The organism is Microcoleus vaginatus FACHB-2002 (genome assembly GCF_040004035.1).
Taxonomy (GTDB): domain Bacteria; phylum Cyanobacteriota; class Cyanobacteriia; order Cyanobacteriales; family Microcoleaceae; genus Microcoleus; species Microcoleus vaginatus_C.
Genome location: NZ_JAMPLN010000008.1, coordinates 79,182 through 97,014 on the forward strand (window position 1 = coordinate 79,182; position 17,833 = coordinate 97,014).

The following is a 17,833-nucleotide window of genomic DNA, read 5'->3' on the forward strand; positions in this document are numbered from 1 at the left end:
TTTTGAACGGATATCTTACACCAATGTCAAAAAATTGTAGGGGCGGGTTTTACCAACCATAATCGCCAAAAACTAACAATCTCATAAACCCGCCCCCACCCAACGGTAAATCACAATCTACCTCTTTATTGAACAGTCAACAGTTAACTGTCAACTGTCAACTGTTTATCTACCTCTCACAAACATGAGTAGGATCGTCGGCTCTTTCTGCATATTCCAAACCCCTAGCCAAACGCCAAGCAAAAATCGGAGGTAAACCTTTTTCAATAATTGCAGCGCAAGTGGCTTGATAATCATATTCCACTTCTCGCAATATCACCTGTTGAGCATCAACATCGTAAATCACGTAGGTAGCATTCGGCCTGCAGTGGCGCGGTTCTCCCACGGAACCGACATTCACAATCCGCTTTAAAGGAACAGTAAAACTTAAATTTTTGTCTCCTTCGATGCTTGATCCACTGACTCGAACCTGCATATTTCCAGCATCTAAAGTGCGAACGTAGGGTACATGAGTGTGACCGCAAAACAGCACGTCAGCATCGGCAGAAAATACCCGCTCTAACGCAGAAAAAGCATCCATTGTCGGCAGTAAATATTCATGATTGCTGTGAGGGCTACCGTGAACGAAACACATATTGTCTTCTCGCAAACTGTGCGGCAAAGTGGCTAAATATTCCCGCGTTTCCGGGAAGATTTGACTGTTCGTCCATTCGTGAGCTAATTTGCCTCTTTTTTCTGCTAAAACTGAGGGATAGCTGCATTCGCATGAGTTCAAACCTTCGACAATATCTTGGTCCCAGCAGCCGACGCAAGTGGGAATGTCGAGGGAGCGAATCATTTCTACTACGGCGTGGGGATGCGGGCCGTAACCGACTAAATCTCCCAGGCAAAAGATTTTTTCTGCTTGTTGTTCGTCAATGTCTGACAAAACTGCATTTAAGGCTTCATAGTTGCCGTGAATGCAGGACATAACTGCTATTTTCATCCGGTTTCTTCTTCTCCTAATAATAGTGCTTGTTTGACTTGCTGTTGGTAATTCAACAGAATTGTTTCGGACAGACAGCAATCTTCTAGGGTTTGTCCTAATGCTGTTTCATCGAGATTTTCGCCGACAATTTCTATGCCGCTAAATCTTTGGGGCCGGCCTTCGAGCCAGCGGGGAAGTGGCAATTCTTCGTGGGCGGTTTCATTGAATTTGGCAGCGAAATCGAAGTAAAAAGATCGCCCGTCGGCTATGTCAAAAATGCCTTTGGCTCTGTGAACCTTGCCGTAGGCTCCTTGGGTCATTTCTTGGTACCAAAACAGATCGAGGCTGGCGGGATCGAGGACTTGTCCGCTAGCGGGGCTACGCCAAATTGATAGTTTTTCTGGTTCGCCGCTAACGGCTATTCCCTCGACAATTACATCTGCCCATTGATGCCATTCGGTGTCTTTGATTTCTGGCGGGACTACAGCAAATCGGCGGCTGGGAAAGCTTTGGAGTAGGTTTTCTACTGCTGTCAGTTGCAGGTAAAATCCCAGTTCGATATAAGCTGAAACGCCGTTGTTCAGGTGTTTGGCGAGCTCGGATTCTTGGTCGTCTGTCAAGGTAGTGATTTGCCCAAATTCGGCGGCGATGCAGGTTTGGTCGATCGGCACATTGCCTGTTCCGGGACACAAATAAAGTGCTGGCGAGGTTTCGGCTGCTAGCTGCTGTCGAATCCAGGTTGTTTTTCCGCTTCCGGGCGGGCCCGCTACGGCGGTGATTGTTGGTTGACTCATAAATACAATGATAATCGTTCTCAATCAAGTTAGCTCTTCTATATTTAGATTTAATTTGGCGGGCGGGATGCCCGCTCCACCAGGGTCAATCGATTTTAGATTTTAGATTTTAGATTTTAGATTTTAGATTTGAAGCATTGACCCCACGGATAAATTCGGGGCTTGTTTATCAGATACAGGTTTTTTATTTCTCCAGGGATGAATCCGGGGGCTTGTATCCTGGATGCTTTCGGTCAATCGATTTTAGATTTTAGATTTTAGATTTGAAGCATTGACCCCACGGATAAATTCGGGGCTTGTTTATCAGATACAGGTTTTTTATTTCTCCAGGGATGAATCCGGGGGCTTGTATCCTGGATGCTTTCGGTCATAGGATTTCAGATTTGAGATTGGTTCTGGGTGCCGGTGCGTCCTGGACTATAGATTTTAGATTGAAGATTCATCCTGATACGAAGGTAAAAGTATGTGATGCTTGTCACATACTTTTATGCGTTATATCATTGTGACAAAACTTAACAATTTGTTACATTTATTTACATAAAGCAACAAAACAAGGAAAAACACATGACTTCACGTAAAATGATGGTCGATGACCAAGGCCTGCTCAACAACTTCGCGATCGAACCCACGATGTATGTAGACGCCAACGTCAGCACCGGATTTACCGAGTATGCAGAGAAAGTTAACGGACGTTTTGCGATGATCGGATTTGTTTCTTTGCTGGCGATCGAAGTTTTGACTAAACAAAGCTTTATAGGCTTTATCAAAGATATTTTAGGATAGGGCGATTTCTCAGCTTGAGTTTTATTCAGAAATAGGACAACTTTTTACCTACAGTCTAGCCGCTGTTGCCCTAACAATTGCTTTCTGAGTCTATATTTTAAAGCTGTTTTACATACAACAAATTAGAGAATAAAGTCTCAGCAATTGTTGAGGCTTTATTTGTTACTTTTACATCCGTTACATCTTGTACACTGCTCGTTGCCGAACTTCCGTGTGCTATATCAATTCAAACAGCTTTGCTTGCCAAAAAATCTCTCATGTACCGATTCACTAACTGCGGCTGTTCCTGCTGCACCCAGTGGCTGCAATTAGGAATGTAATGAATATGAAAATCCCGGACGTAATCTGCGGTTCCATAGGTTAACTCTTTGCCGAGGGCGGCATCATTTTCTCCCCAAATCATCAGCGTCGGAACTTGCAGCACGCTCCAATTCTGGCGATCGAGAAATCCGCCAGCTAGATTGCGGTAATAATTGATAGTAGCAGTCAGAGCGCCCCGTTTGGCAGCCGCATCTTTGTAAGCTTCGATATCTGAGGGGCTAAAGGTGCTTTTGTCAACTGCCATACCTTCCAAAGCAGCCGAAATTACCTGATAGTCGCCCAACTGAATTAACAACTCCGGCAAAACTGGCAACTGAAAGAAAAAAATGTACCAAATTTTCAGCAATTGTTGGGGAGTGCGTAACCCTTCAGCCAACTTGGCTGGATGCGGTAGATTCATCACTATTAATTTATCGACCATTTGGGGATAAGCATAAGCAAAACTCCAGGCGATCGCACCTCCCCAGTCGTGACCAACTAAGACGCAACTTTCGTATCCCAAACCCTGAATAATGCCCTTGACATCTTGCACAAATTCGGCCATCACGTAAGCAGATTGATCGTGAGGTTTGTCGCTGTCGTTGTAACCCCTGAGATCCACAGCGACGACTTTATAATCTGATGCAAATTCCGGGATTTGATGCCGCCAAGAATACCAAAATTCAGGAAATCCGTGCAGCATCAGCATCAGCGGCCCAGAACCTTGAGTGACATAGTGCAGTTTAATGCCGTTCGTAGCGATAAATTCGTGTTTCCAAGCAGCTTCTAGCACAGACATATTTGATGCTTCCTCTAGCTATCGAGATAGCTTAGCAGTTCCTCTCTTTAAGAGGAACCAACTTTAGGCATATCTAGCAATTCTCCCAGCACTTGTAAACTCTTCCTTTTCCCTTCATTTGTGGAACAGGCGTCCCGCCGGTGGTTCTTCGCGCAAAAAAAGCCGTAGCTTGCGGCGCCCGACACCATCGCCCGTTTGCCAAAAAGATTGCTATCTCTGTCAAAATAATAGTATAATGTTGCTGGCATCCAGACAACTGTTAAGCCAAAAATTACTCATTTTCGAGCGCGCGAAAATCCCGAAGCGCAACAACTTGAGGTGTGATGATTGTGCAAGTTAAATAATTCAGATCGGGCGAGTGTACTAGGAATTAAAGGAGTTAATACTATGTCGGGCGATCGCCTGCAAAACATTGTTAACCGGTTGACAGATCGTCTAAAGCGCGATGTATTAGTTGAAAAATCCCTCTACGACATTCGAGAAGTTTTGCAGAGCGATCGCGCCGTACTGTACTATTTTTACAGACAGTGGCAAGGTCGAGTGACTTACGAGATGTTAAGTGCGATCGAACTCTCAATCTTGGGTTCAACAGGGCCAGACGAATGTTTTAACGATGAATACGCTGCTTTGTACCAAGCCGGCAGAGTTAAAGCAATTGCAGATATTGAAGTAGAACCAATTAACCCATGCCACCGAGATTTTCTGCGTAGCCTGAAAGTTCGCGCCAATTTAGTCGTGCCAATTTTAACGAACAAAGGACTATGGGGGCTGTTAATTGCTCATCAGTGCAGCGGGCCCCGCACTTGGTCGCGATCGGACATTGCATTCATGCAGCAACAAGCACAATATATGGCAATGTCTCCCACAATTCAAGATAGTTAATATTGAATGGCTTCAACTGCACTTTAAGCTCGAATCACTGTCACCGATCGCCCCATTGGAGTAAAATGAATCTCAGTGTTCCACCGTTGTTCGAGTTCCGGTGCATTCTCGCGGCGATCGCATATTACCAACCAACCCGAATCCTGTCCCAATCTAGCCAAATATCCATCTAACTGTTCCACACCTTTGTCTCTAAGAATAGTTAGCAACAAGGAGTTTTCGGATGCTGGGGGAGCGAAACCCAAAAATGATGTCTTGAGGAGACACGCCGCGTTGAATCAGTTCTCGATCGATATAGATTTCGGTACTGTTGTGTTGAATCCAGATTTGATTTTCGATGATATCGAGCTGCATAGCACACCCATAGATGCGATATTCGTCGCGCCATTCGTTGTGCATAACGAGGTATCTATCGCGGGCAATATCGAAGATTAACTGAGCATTTGCGTCATTTTTAGAAAAGTCTTCGAGAAAGTCACAAACAATTTTGCGGTATTCGTTTAGTCTATCCATTGGTCGATCGCCTCACGAGTTGGATTGTAAATAATTAGTCGGATTTCATAACGTTCGATGACAGTTTTTGCGGGTTCAAATCTGAGAAACATTTGGTACGTATCGGTGGGTACTGCCAGATACAGGACACGTTCTGGTTCGCTAGAGACTTCGATAGCAACGCGATAGTTGAGGAATTGACCGAGGGCGGTGTGGAATTCAGAAATAGTCGAGCCACCTGCGAAACTTTTGACTTCTACAGCTATTTTACGTCCTTCTTTCTCAGCGGCGATCGCTTCTTCGGCTGCAAGATCGATGTAGACATCAGCAACACCATAGCGTAACTGGTAGGGATCGTGGGTAATCTTCCAGCCATCTTTTTGTAGGGCGATTTTGACTGTATTGTGGAAGAGATCCTTTGCCATTTTTAGATTTTATTCAAGTATTTACATCGGATACTATCAGTACATATTATACCAGAATTTTACGCCAGAATAACTGTAACCTATCGTCCCCTTAGAGTAGTATTAGTTTCAGTTGTAAGGTGCATCAGATATTGTCACTCTCAATAATCGTTATAAAAGCTCACCTGACGCACCTTACAATTGGATTTTAGTATGCCAATTGCATAATTCCTGTTACTATTAACTAACAGCTACAGCCTCCCCTAAAGGATGCTGCTGCAAAACCGCTTGCAAATACTTTCCAGTATAAGACCTCTGATTTGCCGCCACATCCTCCGGCGTCCCCGCCACAATAATTTCGCCCCCCTTATCTCCCCCTTCCGGGCCCAAATCGATCGCCCAATCGCAGCACCGAATCACATCTAAATTGTGTTCGATTACCAAAATTGAATTACCCTTATCCACCAATCTTTGCAGCACATTTAACAAATGGTGAACATCATAAAACGACAAACCCGTCGTCGGTTCATCGATCAAATAAAGCGTCTTCCCCGTAGCGCGGCGCGATAGTTCCGTTGCCAATTTTACCCGCTGCGCTTCGCCCCCAGAAAGAGTCGGCGCCGGCTGTCCCAACTGAATGTAACCCAAACCAACATCAACCAAAGTTTGCAGTCTGGCACCCGCCCTGGGAATATTTTTAAACATTTCCAAAGATTCCTCTACGGTCATGTTCAAAACATCAGAAATCGACTTGCCTTTGTACTTAACTTGCAGCGTTTCCCGGTTGTACCGTGCACCCTTGCAAACCTCACACTGCACGTAAACATCCGGCAGAAAATTCATCGAAATCACGTTCACACCTTGGCCGCCGCAAGCTTCGCACCTTCCTCCTTTGACGTTAAAAGAAAACTGTCCTGCTTTGTAACCTCTTGCCTTCGCTTCAATGCTTTCGGCAAACAAATCCCGAATCACGTCAAAGACTCCCGTGTAAGTAGCGGGATTAGAACGCGGAGTGCGGCCGATGGGAGATTGGTCAATTACAATTACCTTATCAACCACATCCTCTAGAGAGCGTTCGCCTTTAGTTTTGAGGGCGTCCATATCGGGTGGTAAAGGCACTTTTTTGGTGATATAGTGTTGCAGCGACGGGTACAGCAATTCATTGATTAAAGTTGATTTTCCTGAACCGGAAACCCCCGTCACGCAGACGAGTTTTCCCAGCGGAATTTCGACATCGATATTTTTTAAATTGTTGCGCCTCGCATTTGTGATTGAAAGAGCTTTGCCGTTGCCTTTTCTCCTTTCATTAGGCGTTTCAATTACTCGCTTTCCCGACAAATAAGCACCCGTCAAAGATTCCTCTGCCGTTAGCAAATTTTCTAAACTTCCTTGCGATATAATTTTGCCACCGTGAACGCCGGCACCGGGCCCGATATCGACAATGTGGTCGGCCGCTCGCATGGTTTCTTCATCGTGTTCTACGACAATCAAAGTATTGCCTAAATCGCGCAATTTTGTTAAGGTTTGCAGCAGGCGAAAGTTGTCTCTTTGGTGCAGTCCGATGCTCGGTTCGTCCAAAACGTAGAGAACACCCGTCAAACCAGAACCGATTTGAGTCGCCAGCCGAATTCGCTGGGCTTCTCCGCCAGAAAGTGTCATTGCTGCGCGGTCTAAAGTCAGGTAATCTAACCCGACATCAAGCAAAAATTGCAGCCTTGCTTTGATTTCTCTCAGGGCTAAATCGGATATTTGGAATTGGCGATCGCTCAATCCCAAATTATTTACTCGTTCGCGGCATTCGCGAATCGAAATACTGGTTAAATCCACAATTCCGTACTGTCCCAACCGCACCGAAAGCGCCTCGGGTTTCAAGCGTTTGCCCTGACAAACCTCGCAAGAGCGATCGACCCGATACTGTTCCAACTTCTGCTTAATCAAATCAGAACCAGTATCGTCGTACTGGCGCTGCAACATGGAAATCACGCCATTAAAATCTCTCCTAAAATCAGTGCTGCCGTCGCGCTTTTTACTTTCTGCGCTGCGCTTAGACTCATTGCCGTACAAAATTACCCGCTGGTGTTCGGGCTTTAATCGATACCAAGGAGTGTCGATATCAAACCCGCAAGTATCCGCAATACTGCAAAGCAAAGAGAGATAATAGGAATTGTCTTTGTCTGACCAAGGCGCGATCGCACAATAAAGAGGCGCTTTCTCGTCGGGAACTACCAACTCCGGGGCAAAAGCCCGCAAACTCCCCAAACCGTGGCAGTTCGGACACGCGCCGTAAGGCGAATTAAAAGAAAATAACCTGGGTGAAAGTTCCTCCATTACTGCGCCGTGTTCGGGACAAGCAAAGTTTTCGGAAAATACGATCGGCCCCTGTGGTTGGGAATTTTCTTCAGTCGGTAACTCTTCAATTATCGCAATTCCCTCAGAATGGCGCAAACAAGTTGCCAGAGAATCAACTAAACGTTCTTCTAAACCGGGTTTTTTAATTAACCGATCGACAACTATCTCGATATTGTGCGTATGATTTTTATCTAATTCGATATTTTCCGAAAGTTCTAAAATTTCTCCGTTAACTTTGACGCGAATAAATCCTTCCGCAGCTAAACTCGACAATAATTTGCGGTGAGTGCCTTTTTTTCCGCGCACAACTGGTGCCAGAAGGTGAAAGCGAGTGCCATCGGGAAGTGCCATGACTCGATCGCACATTTCATCAATTGTCTGCGGCGCAATGCAGCGATCGCAAATCGGACAGTGCGGTTCGCCGGCTCTGCCGTAGAGCAATCTGAGATAATCGTAAATTTCTGTAACAGTGCCAACAGTCGATCGCGGGTTGTGAGAAGTTGACTTTTGGTCGATCGAAATAGCCGGACTCAAGCCTTCAATCGCGTCCACATCCGGTTTGTCCAACTGTCCCAAAAACTGGCGCGCGTAAGCGCTGAGAGACTCCACGTAGCGTCGCTGTCCCTCGGCAAAAATTGTATCGAAAGCCAGGGAAGACTTACCAGAACCAGAGACGCCAGTAAAAACGATCAGGCGATCGCGCGGCAGTTCCAGATCGATATTTTTCAGGTTGTGCTGTCTCGCACCGCGAACCCGAATCGTATTTTGGTTGTTAGAGTGAGAATTCGTCAAATTATGCCCGTTGCGGGATGCACTTGGCTGGCTGTTTGAGGTTTCGGCGCGTTGGGACATGAGAGTAGTGCAAAACAGTGCTTAACCATCTTAGCGCTGCCGATCGAATAGCTGGCATCCAAACTCAAGAATATCAAAGAATTGTCAAATAAGTTTCCGTCGGCCCGTCGGGCAAAACCTTCAAACTTTGATGCTTCAAATCCACTTCAATTCCCAGCGCTTCCATCGGAATCACGCCTAAAAGTGGCGTTTTCCCCTCCGGCAATTCCAAACACTCAAAAGTCCCTTCGCGGCCGCACAGAGAAATCGAAGCATCCCGAAAAATCCTCGCCTCACTAATGCCCGTGGCTGTTTCCACAACCACTTGCTTGAGGATTTTCAAACCCAGTCTGGCGATGACATCTTTAGGCAAACACAAAGTTGTCGCGCCCGTATCCACCAAAACATTTTCTAGAGTAACAGACCTCACTTGCTCGATTGGAATCAGATTATCTTCTGCTTTAGCTTCATCAATCCGATTCGTAATTACTAGGGTTGTGATAACTTTTCCCATTGGGGTTTCCGTAGTTGTTTCCATTACGTTCAAATTATCATAAATTGCTGCTTTAATTATAGCGCACATATTTGCACAGATTCTAGGGCGATGCACTCCCCATTCTGCACCGTCCCCTGACGAATAGCTCTGGCTAAATCATCAAATTATTGCACGCCAATAAACTTGTGAGTTTGCAAAGATAGCCTGTAACTAGGATTTTTTTTCAGCAATTCCAAAATAATGGGAATCGCTGAAATTTTTGAATTCCATTCTGGTTGCAAGAAAACCGGAATATTCACATTACTTGCCAAATGCTTGTGATAAAATTCAACTTCTTCGCCAGTGCTAATCACTAACTTGATTTCATTGGCTCTAGTCCAAAAAAGCTCTTGCACCGGATATTTAGGATTGACGTGTTCTTTAGGAGAAAGAGTAATCCAAGCCTGCGGGGAAACATCCTGCCAGCAAGCACCCGAAGTTTCAATACTCACCTGCTTGTCAGCTTCTAACAAAGCTTCAACTAACTCAGGCAAATCACGGTGAATGAAAGGTTCGCCGCCAGTAATGACAACTCTCGGAGACTGCAATTGAGCGAGCAATTGTGCGATCGACTGCGGTACAGACGGCAAACCTTTGCCCCCATTTGCATAGCCTGTGTCGCACCAAGGACACCGCACAGGGCAACCGGCCAATCTGATAAAATCAACTAAAGTCCCCGTCCAATAACCTTCGCCTTGAACCGTACACTGAAAAGTTTCATGAATTGGTAATTTTAGTTGTAAATTAGACACCCGAAGTTACGCCTCAAATCAATTAATTACGTTGTTTAGATAGAATATTCTTAAATTGTTATTTCTTCGCGGTTTGCAGCAATTAAAAACAGTCCTGGACGCATAAACGGGGTTTATGAAAAAAATTATCGGTTTTATCCCAGAAGCTTGACTCAGAAATCCGGTTTCTTCATAGCTTTTGTATGAGTCCTTAGAAATCCACCACAAACCGCAAATAACTCTTTAATTATCCTGTTCAGGTTCCATCAGAGTAGCCCAACGGCGTTTCAATGCCAAAGTCAGCCCGTCAGCAATGGGGACAACACTGAGAGTAACTCTGGGATCGTTACGCAATTTGTCGTTAAAAGTACGAATGGCGGTGGTGCTTTCGTCTTGTACTTGAGGGTCAGCAACTCGTCCTGACCACAGAACATTGTCAATTACAATTAAACCCCCATTGCGTACAAGTTGGAGCGATCGCTCAAAATAAGCCTCATAATTTTCTTTATCGGCGTCGATGAAGGCAAAATCAAAGGTTCCTGCTTGTCCCTCGGCTATTAGTTTGTCGAGAGTATTTATTGCTGGGCCCAACTGCAAAGAAATCTTATTAGCGACACCCGCAGCTTCCCAATAGCGTCGTGCGATCGCAGTATATTCCTCGCTGACATCGCAGGCAATAATTTGACCGTTTGGAGGCAGCGCTAAAGCTACGCACAGCGAGCTATAACCCGTAAAAACGCCAATTTCTAAGGTTTTGGTGGCTCCCATAAGCTGCACTATGAGCTCCATAAACTGACCTTGTTCGGGAGCAATCTGCATCATCCCCATAGGATGTTTAGCAGTTTCTTCCCGTAGTGAAGCGAGAATATCTGGCTCCCGCAGAGAAATAGATAACAGATAATCGTAAAGTTGATGTTCTAGGCCAAGAGTTGAGTTCGCCATCGGTTTGTCCTTGCTGCTCACTTTTGATTTTAGATTGTAGACGCGCAGTTAATGGAAATCGGAGACTGTAGAGTTAATTTTGGCACCTATTTTGGTGTGGCTGATGACAGGTTGCAGTAGCAGTGTCTCGGTTACACAGAGGCAACTTGCAAAACGCGCGCTCTACTTCCAAATCAGTTTATCTCAGCTACAGGTGATTTAGCACCTCTGGAAAATAAAAATGGATAGAAGGGAGCATTTTGAGATTGCTGCGTTGCTAGCAGCGTGTAACGCCGTTAGTGATAGCAGTTCAAAAAATGAATGCAACTCTACACAAGCTGCAAAGTCATACATAATAAGCTATTGCCCATCTCAAATTTCAAATAAATCTCAAATGGTATGAGTTGGGGAAAAAGTGACTGCATCCCGCTCGCGAAGTAGATGAACTGCGAAAAATATAAGTATGTCATTGCCAGTGAAATGAAGCAATCCCAGAGCTTGTGATTCGTTTACATTTTGTTACATTGTCAAGTTTTTTTGTGTCGCTCTACTTAATCGCCAATGAGTAATTATTCAGGACTTACGCACTCTCAAATCAGCAAACCCTTTCATTTAATTAACTCTTATGGATGGGTTCAAGCCCGTGTATGTTCTGGAACAAGCCAGGCGTCTGGGAACCCTTGTCTTCCTGAGTATTACTAATCACTAATAAACTGGGTTCAATAGGACGATTTCTTAACTGTCACACCTTATGAATCCATACCTAAACAACCTACCCTCAAATCTCAACTACCTTCCACGATTGAGGTAGAGCAAGTATTTGTGGGAAAAAACAGGTTTATCGCCACCCTTGCCCAGCACTTTTACTCATAACTAATGAACGGCCATTAATAGGACGCTCACTTAACTGTCACAGTTTATTACTCCAGACCTAAACCACCTACCCACAATCAAAACAACATTCCACCAAGGCATCGCTATGTATTACACTTTCGCAGGTTTTGGTGCCGTCACAGGCATATTTTTGCTGCTAGTTTTTGCCATTCTGCAATGGCTGCACGTCTCCGCCGGCAGTTTTATTGATTGGGTAATTGCCATTGCTATTTTTGAATGGCTGTTGTTGATAGTTACAGTTCCCTGGAATATCCACTTTGAAGCTAAAGAAGTTTTAGCGCAAGCCGCAGAATCTACTAAAAAAAACATTGTTGTCGATCAGGAACAACTCAAATACGTTACTGTATTAGTTAGCCGATCGCTCTTTGTGGCGATCGCACTTCACCTGTTTAGCGCGATCGCACTTTACGCCCTAGCGGCCGCCGGAATTAGTGCTATTGGCTATCTCAGTTCCGCTGCTGCACTGCTGTTAACTGTACTGCGTCCAGCTATTCGAGGTTATCAGTATTTAGCCCAGCGGCTGACAACTATCCGCCGCCAATTTTTGCACCCCCGCGAAGATATTGTCGAACTCCGTAGCCGCTTTGCAAAGTTAGAATCTACAGTTACAGATTTGGCCAATCAATTAAGTTCAGACAATCCGAATTCGTGGGTGGCTGTCCAAAATCGGGAACGGGAAGCTATCAGAAGAGAATTAACTACGGTATCCGCATCTCTACAATCTTTGCAAGCGACAAATCAGGCAGAACACACTAAACTGAGAAGAGATGCAGAAAGTGCGATCGCCCAACTCACCGATGACGGACAATTTCTCAACCACGTCCGCGAAATCATCCGCTTCTTTAAAGAATCCTGAAGTTAGTTGATAGTTGACTGTTGACAGTTGTCTGTTGACAGTTGACAGTTGTCATTAGTTACCAAGGCCCGATGCCCAATTCCCTATCTTTAGATAGATGCCAAATAGTCGCCGATAGTCAGGCTTTTAATAAAAACAGAATTTTATCAGTCTTCAGGAAGACTCAATCAAGGTATTTTCCCTAACAGCAATTTTTATCCAACTATAACCAAAGATAGTTTGTGAATGAGTTAGCTTTGGCATAATATTTAAATATAACGCAAAGACCTTTTTGAAAAGATAACCCAGGAATAAATCATGACTAATCGCCAACCCATACCCCCCAAAGAAGAAGTTAGCAAATCCACACCTGCCGACGAACAAATCGAAGCCAATATGGAAGCCCCCCACTACGACAGGGGCATTACTCCTGCGGAGACAGCAGCACGGCAAGAACGGGAAGGCGCTAATTTCATGCACACCACCAACGAAGGGAAGCAGAAAAGTGCAAAAACTGATGACCAAACCGATGACGAAAGCATTCACACCACAGATGGTTATACAGTAGACAAAGAAGGTCTGGTTAACAATTACGCGATCGAACCGGAAATGTACGTCAACGAACCGGGCGATTTGAGAGCAAAAGAAGAAGCCGAAGCCGCAGAACGCGCTCGAATTCTCGCAGAAATCAAAGATAAAAAAGGCGAGGAAGGAAAACTGACAATGGATGAAGACACCCGTGGCAAAGGGCCGGGGATTATCTAGATTGTGTGGTTGGTAGTTGCATTTGGGCGCGCGAGGTTGCAACAGCAAAGCAAAGGGGCGGGTTTTTATAGTTCCGGCAGTTATCGATCGATATTTCCGGTACAACCCAGCCTCTATTTTGTTTTGCACATCTGTTTTTTGAGTTGAGAGATTACATCGTACATCTCTCAATTACCGTATCAATCGGCAAGTTTTCAGACCCAGCTCAAAAACGCCTTAAAATTCCTCAAGGTTTAACATTTTCCCTCAGCCAATTAAACTTAGCCTCAGCTAGCGCCAAATTTTCCAGGACGTTAGGATTGATATCCTCTCGTTCAAATTCTGGTTGATCTAATTCAATATTGCGACCATATTCTATATGTCGGATCGTACCGCGCATCCTGTCTGCCAGACACAGTGAAATTCCATAATAAAACCGGGAAGCAAAGCCCATATCGTTTTGAAGTTTTATTACTAGCTGCCGCCTAGGAATTGCCAGCAAGTGAGTTTCTTCGATCGCCTTCACCGTTGCCAAAGGAGGGCGAGCGTCAATGAAAGAGACTTCTCCCACCAGTTCTCCGCTGGCTATTTTAGCGAGTTCTCTAGTCTGCTCAGCCTCGATTAAAACGCTCAAACTCCCATTCAAAACAATGTAGAGCGCATCTATCTGTCTCCCTTCATGTATCAAAATCCCGCCTGGATCTAAAACTTCCTTTTTGCCTTTATTGACGATCCAGTTGATATCGTCATTATTTAACTGGCTCAAAATAAAAAGTGCTTTTTTTCTGCTGCTGTCGGCCATAAGTTTTCGCTCTCGATCGCTTCTTCTTTCATATAAAATTTAGATGGTGCGCGATCGCAACTTCTTCCGAAGCAGTCCTCGCTCAATACAGTTTTTTTTACCCTGCCTAACTTATTCGCAAAACCCATATCCGGCAGGCTTTGCCAATAGCAGATGAATCACGCTGAATCATGATCTCTCAATACTAGCATTTGTTAAACAATCTTTTTTAACTCGATCGACCTCAAAAAACTCGTGTGAAATTTGCGTCTCAAAAGCAATTGGGTTCACCCGCCCAGCTTTGCTGCGGGATGGGGCGCGGCAGACAATGCTCCGCGCCCAGTCTTGCTCACTAAATCGATCGTAAATCAGGATAGCCGGCCAACATATCGTCAGCAGTCAGAGTGTCCCCGTTCGCTTGAGGAGTCCACAGCACCTCAACCGCCAGCAACTGCTCGCTCGATACTCCCCCAATCTGACGCAAAGCTTGGCGCAAATCTTCAGAGTTTTTCACTGCTGGCAATTGCAATTTACCTTGAGTACCGACAATCACCGTCACCACAATAAATTCCCCAGGCTCTGAATTCAAATCAGAAGCAACCAGCGCCCCATTTTCCTGTAAACCTGGCAGGATATTGCTGCTCCCTGCTTGGCGGAGCTGATTGTTATAATTGGAGAGCGTTTCTTCAGTAAATTTACTGCGTTCTGCCAAAGAAAGTTGATTAAACTTAGCTTCGGCTGCTTCCAAACGAGTTTGCACAGATTCAGCGCCCCCGTAAACCCAGTATTCAGGATGCCGCAGCAGCGCCAGAGTAGATTCTTGCAGCACTTGAGCGCGACCGGCTGCTGTATCGGTATCCGCTTTTCGCGCTAGGGCGTCGAGTTCGGCTTGCAAACCGCGGGCCTCTGCTAGCAAACCAACTTGCAAGCGGGCGACAGATACGGTGGTAGTGGCGGCGGTGTTGCCGAGTTCGTCAGTTCCGCCCCCGGCGCGGCGGAAGCTTTGGACGAGGAAATTAGCGATCGAAATAAAAATCAAAATCGAGAACAGGCCACCAAACCCGCCCCCAAAGCCAAAAAACGGCAGCAAGAACGGGAAACCAAAGCCACCTCCGAAGCCACCGCCCGGATAGTAGCCTCCTCCCGACGGCGCGTAAGTGCGACTAGGAGACGAGTAACTGCGCGCCGGAGCTCTAAAAGATCCGCCGCCGATGCGTCCTCCGCTGCGGGCAGCCAGAGCTCCGTCAGCGTTACCGAGGGCTAGCGTCAGTACCAGACCGATCGCAAATAGTGATTTCAAAAGCGGTTTCATCTTTGAAATTAGTTGCTTGTACATAAGACCGTTACTATTCGATACATTTATAATTTACAGTCTATCCTCGCTTCTGGGCAGCCTGGTTATAGGTATGAAGCCAGCGAGATATCCGTACCAACCGATCCAACCACACTTAGGCCTGAGTCTGCAAACGAGAAAAGCTAGAAAGGACTTGCATTCCTTACTACTTAATTCTTCCACTATTCTCAAGAGCCGGCTTTCCGGCCTGTTCCACAAAGACTGAATTTCTTGTGGGGAGTACGGGTTGGGATCTTCTAGCCCGCCCATAAAATGGTTATTGAGAATGGTGCAACATCTCAGTTACTACAAACAATCAACATCCTGGCTTTTACAGAACTTTACTTAAGTACAGGGCGATCGGCCAACAATAAGCTCTAGACTTTTAAAGAAGCGCCACGAGTCCTCAAAAACAGGGCTTTATCTACCGTAAAAAAAACATTATGTTTCCAACTCACCGCCCCCGCCGCCTCCGCAACCATCCCCAACTCCGCCGGATGGTACGCGAAAATATCTTGACAACCAGCGATTTAATTTACCCCCTATTTGCCGTACCGGGGGAAGCTTTTGCTAAAGAAGTCACCTCGATGCCGGGAGTTTACCAGCTATCGGTAGACAAAATAGTAGAAGAAGCAAAAGAAGTCTACGACCTCGGCATTCCCGCTATTATTTTATTCGGCATTCCCGCAGATAAAGACACAGATGCTACAGGTGCTTGGCACGACTGCGGCATCGTCCAAAAAGCGACGGAAGCAGTTAAAAAAGCCGTACCAGATTTAATCGTCATGGTCGATACTTGTCTGTGCGAATATACCAGTCACGGTCACTGCGGCTATTTGGAAGTCGGAGATTTAAGCGGCCGCGTCTTGAACGATCCCACACTAGAATTGCTGAAGAAAACCGCAGTTTCTCAAGCTAAAGCGGGTGCTGATATTATCGCACCTTCGGGAATGATGGACGGTTTTGTCGGAGCAATTCGCGAAGGATTGGACAGTGCTGGATTTGAAGATATTCCCATCATGTCTTACGCGGCAAAATACGCCTCAGCTTATTATGGCCCATTCCGGGATGCTGCAGATTCTGCTCCGCAATTTGGCGATCGACGCACCTATCAAATGGACCCAGGAAACGGCCGCGAAGCTCTTAAAGAAATTGCTCTCGACATTGCCGAAGGCGCAGATATGCTCATGGTTAAACCCGCTTTAGCTTACATGGACATCATCTGGCGCGTGAAGGAAGCAACTAACCTGCCAGTTGCTGCTTACAACGTTTCTGGGGAATATGCGATGGTGAAAGCCGCGGCTCTCAACGGTTGGATAGACGAAGAAAGAGTAGTGATGGAAACTTTGACAGGATTCAAGCGTGCTGGTACTGATTTGATTTTGACTTATCACGCCAAAGACGCCGCCCGCTGGCTGCAAAACTGATTCACTCGATTAGAGATTAGAGATTAAAGAATTGACTCCACAGCACAATCTTCGGGTGTTTTCGTGGAGTCAATACCTCTCTCGATAGATGATTTTTGAGCAATTAGGCAACAGACTAGCTATCACTTACGCTTACCGATAAACGACGCCTCGAAACCTGGTTTTTACAGTTTCCGTGGGCTGTAACGAAATAGACGTGAGAAAAAACCCGGTTTCTCTGCAGACAAACTCCAAACCCCTAAAAAATCAGTCAATCCCCATCTAAAATCTCAAATATCAAATATCAAATGGTATGAGTTATAAGTTGTGAATTTGGAGTCAAAGACTTTTTTACAAAAATCACCCCAAAAAGTATTAATAATCACCGAAATTAGTTAGAAAATATGTATGAATAAAAATAGTTTTGTAAATCGGGGATTAAATCATTGATTGTTCCCACGCAAAATCAACTATACCCGCTAAGACAGTAAAAGTAACACAGTTTAGATACAACTTGAAGGCAGATTGAGCATGACATCAACGACTAGGGATTCCAGTCACATTCAATTTTGTATAGGTCGCGATCGCGCAGACATCGTACAGATCCAACAACTATTTAAAGCCGCCGCCTTTTGGGCGAGGGAACGCAAGATAGAAGATTGGGAAATTGCGATCGCCAACAGCGAACCAGTGGTTACAGTTTGGGACGGCTCACGGGCGATCGGCTTTGCCAGAGCCACCTCAGATGGGATCTATCGAGCTACCATCTGGGATGTCGCCATTCACCCGGATTACCAAGGTGCAGGACTCGGACGCAAATTAGTGCAAACCGTCTTGAGTCACCCCCGGATGTGCCGAGTAGAGCGAGTTTACCTGATGACAACTTACAAGCAAAGCTTCTACGAACGCATCGGTTTTCAGCAAAACGCTAGCACCACCATGGTACTTGAAAATCAGCTTCTCGAAGAGAATCTCGAATTAGAAATTAGCAACGGCGAATTGCTAACTGCTAATTGTTAAATAATCACAACATTGGCACCAAAATCTATAAT

19 protein-coding genes are annotated in these 17,833 nt (G+C 45.4%); 6 read left to right on the forward strand and 13 right to left on the reverse strand.

The features are described 5' to 3' along the window. Positions 1-169 precede the first annotated feature (169 nt). The gene (locus NDI35_RS09590) at positions 170-985 is read right to left on the reverse strand and encodes a metallophosphoesterase family protein (RefSeq protein WP_445312534.1); all 816 of its coding nucleotides are present in this window, start codon (positions 983-985) and stop codon (positions 170-172) included. After that, positions 982-1,761, reverse strand: a complete 780-nt coding sequence (locus NDI35_RS09595; RefSeq protein WP_445312535.1) for a GTP-binding protein — start codon at positions 1,759-1,761, stop codon at positions 982-984. Before NDI35_RS09595 ends, NDI35_RS09590 begins: the two co-directional genes overlap by 4 nt. Positions 1,762-2,325: 564 nt before the next feature. On the opposite strand from NDI35_RS09595, the gene NDI35_RS09600 reads away from it, so the two are divergent. Further along, the gene (locus tag NDI35_RS09600; protein ID WP_445312536.1) at positions 2,326-2,544 is read left to right on the forward strand and encodes a CAB/ELIP/HLIP family chlorophyll-binding protein; all 219 of its coding nucleotides are present in this window, start codon (positions 2,326-2,328) and stop codon (positions 2,542-2,544) included. 226 nt (positions 2,545-2,770) lie between these two features. Here the strand turns inward: NDI35_RS09600 and NDI35_RS09605 are convergent, their stop codons facing one another. Both NDI35_RS09605 and NDI35_RS09610 read right to left on the reverse strand, forming a co-directional pair. Further along, positions 2,771-3,643, reverse strand: a complete 873-nt coding sequence (locus NDI35_RS09605; RefSeq protein ID WP_445312537.1) for an alpha/beta fold hydrolase — start codon at positions 3,641-3,643, stop codon at positions 2,771-2,773. Positions 3,644-3,690: 47 nt separating this feature from the next. Next, on the reverse strand, positions 3,691-3,891 hold the full coding sequence (locus NDI35_RS09610; RefSeq protein ID WP_445312538.1) for a hypothetical protein: 201 nt from the start codon (positions 3,889-3,891) through the stop codon (positions 3,691-3,693). 139 nt (positions 3,892-4,030) lie between these two features. Here NDI35_RS09610 and NDI35_RS09615 point away from each other — a divergent pair, with 139 nt between their 5' ends. Continuing rightward, positions 4,031-4,525 (forward strand): GAF domain-containing protein, encoded by a 495-nt coding sequence (locus tag NDI35_RS09615; protein WP_445312539.1) that lies wholly within the window; start codon positions 4,031-4,033, stop codon positions 4,523-4,525. 23 nt (positions 4,526-4,548) lie between these two features. Here the strand turns inward: NDI35_RS09615 and NDI35_RS09620 are convergent, their stop codons facing one another. From NDI35_RS09620 to NDI35_RS09650, 7 genes are all read right to left on the reverse strand, one after another. Next, positions 4,549-4,734: a hypothetical protein gene (locus tag NDI35_RS09620; RefSeq protein ID WP_445312616.1), complete on the reverse strand. Its 186-nt coding sequence runs from the start codon at positions 4,732-4,734 to the stop codon at positions 4,549-4,551. Beyond that, a complete protein-coding gene (locus NDI35_RS09625; RefSeq protein WP_445312540.1) occupies positions 4,718-5,038 on the reverse strand; it encodes an element excision factor XisI family protein in 321 nt (106 codons plus the stop codon). Before NDI35_RS09625 ends, NDI35_RS09620 begins: the two co-directional genes overlap by 17 nt. Then, on the reverse strand, positions 5,026-5,442 hold the full coding sequence (locus NDI35_RS09630) for a XisH family protein (RefSeq protein ID WP_445312541.1): 417 nt from the start codon (positions 5,440-5,442) through the stop codon (positions 5,026-5,028). Before NDI35_RS09630 ends, NDI35_RS09625 begins: the two co-directional genes overlap by 13 nt. A gap of 219 nt (positions 5,443-5,661) precedes the next feature. Next, a complete protein-coding gene (gene uvrA / locus NDI35_RS09635) occupies positions 5,662-8,622 on the reverse strand; it encodes an excinuclease ABC subunit UvrA (RefSeq protein ID WP_445312542.1) in 2,961 nt (986 codons plus the stop codon). A 73-nt stretch (positions 8,623-8,695) separates the two neighbouring features. After that, positions 8,696-9,139, reverse strand: a complete 444-nt coding sequence (locus NDI35_RS09640) for a retroviral-like aspartic protease family protein (RefSeq protein ID WP_445312613.1) — start codon at positions 9,137-9,139, stop codon at positions 8,696-8,698. A gap of 122 nt (positions 9,140-9,261) precedes the next feature. Continuing rightward, positions 9,262-9,888 (reverse strand): 7-carboxy-7-deazaguanine synthase QueE, encoded by a 627-nt coding sequence (locus tag NDI35_RS09645; protein ID WP_445312543.1) that lies wholly within the window; start codon positions 9,886-9,888, stop codon positions 9,262-9,264. A 222-nt stretch (positions 9,889-10,110) separates the two neighbouring features. Beyond that, entirely contained in the window at positions 10,111-10,809 is a 699-nt protein-coding gene (locus NDI35_RS09650) for a class I SAM-dependent methyltransferase (RefSeq protein WP_445312544.1), read from the reverse strand. A gap of 958 nt (positions 10,810-11,767) precedes the next feature. Between NDI35_RS09650 and NDI35_RS09655 the strand changes: the two genes are divergently transcribed. Beyond that, the gene (locus tag NDI35_RS09655; protein ID WP_445312545.1) at positions 11,768-12,538 is read left to right on the forward strand and encodes a hypothetical protein; all 771 of its coding nucleotides are present in this window, start codon (positions 11,768-11,770) and stop codon (positions 12,536-12,538) included. Positions 12,539-12,835: 297 nt separating this feature from the next. Beyond that, the gene (locus tag NDI35_RS09660) at positions 12,836-13,282 is read left to right on the forward strand and encodes a hypothetical protein (RefSeq protein WP_445312546.1); all 447 of its coding nucleotides are present in this window, start codon (positions 12,836-12,838) and stop codon (positions 13,280-13,282) included. Between the two features lie 226 nt (positions 13,283-13,508). Here NDI35_RS09660 and NDI35_RS09665 read toward each other — a convergent pair whose 3' ends face one another. Further along, a complete protein-coding gene (locus NDI35_RS09665; protein ID WP_445312547.1) occupies positions 13,509-14,063 on the reverse strand; it encodes a cyclic nucleotide-binding domain-containing protein in 555 nt (184 codons plus the stop codon). 331 nt (positions 14,064-14,394) lie between these two features. Continuing rightward, positions 14,395-15,378, reverse strand: a complete 984-nt coding sequence (locus NDI35_RS09670) for a DUF1517 domain-containing protein (RefSeq protein WP_445312548.1) — start codon at positions 15,376-15,378, stop codon at positions 14,395-14,397. Positions 15,379-15,818: 440 nt separating this feature from the next. On the opposite strand from NDI35_RS09670, the gene hemB reads away from it, so the two are divergent. Continuing rightward, positions 15,819-16,802, forward strand: a complete 984-nt coding sequence (gene hemB, locus NDI35_RS09675) for a porphobilinogen synthase (RefSeq protein WP_445312549.1) — start codon at positions 15,819-15,821, stop codon at positions 16,800-16,802. 510 nt (positions 16,803-17,312) lie between these two features. Then, positions 17,313-17,801, forward strand: coding sequence for a GNAT family N-acetyltransferase (locus tag NDI35_RS09680; RefSeq protein ID WP_445312550.1), 489 nt, complete (start codon positions 17,313-17,315; stop codon positions 17,799-17,801). The last annotated feature ends 32 nt before the right edge of the window (positions 17,802-17,833 follow it).